The sequence below is a fragment of the Priestia sp. SIMBA_032 genome (assembly GCF_046535215.1).
Lineage (GTDB): Bacteria > Bacillota > Bacilli > Bacillales > Bacillaceae_H > Priestia > Priestia aryabhattai.
This window is the reverse complement of sequence record NZ_JAWRXD010000579.1, coordinates 1-275: the sequence shown is the minus strand read 5'-3', so window position 1 is coordinate 275 and position 275 is coordinate 1. Positions and strand designations below refer to the sequence as shown.

Sequence of the window (275 nt, the reverse complement as noted above, 5' to 3'; positions counted from 1 at the left end):
AAAGTGAAACAGCAATCCGCCACGTCGCAACAAAATATCCTTATGACAATTTCCAAGATGAAACTTGCATTACGTTACGCGGGAATACTGAAGAAATCTCTGAAGAATTAAAGCGTGAGTTAGAAGCGCGCCTTGAAATCGCAGGCGTAGAAGTATTAGAAACTCGTTTAACACATTTAGCTTATGCAACAGAAATTGCCCATGCGATGCTACAACGTCAACAAGCAAAAGCGGTATTAGCTGCTAGAAAAGAGATTGTTGAAGGTGCTGTGAAG

1 protein-coding gene is annotated in these 275 nt (G+C 41.1%); it reads left to right on the top strand.

The features are described from left to right. Positions 1-275: SPFH domain-containing protein (locus SB717_RS35595; protein WP_410907656.1), on the top strand; the 275-nt coding region annotated here is incomplete at both ends.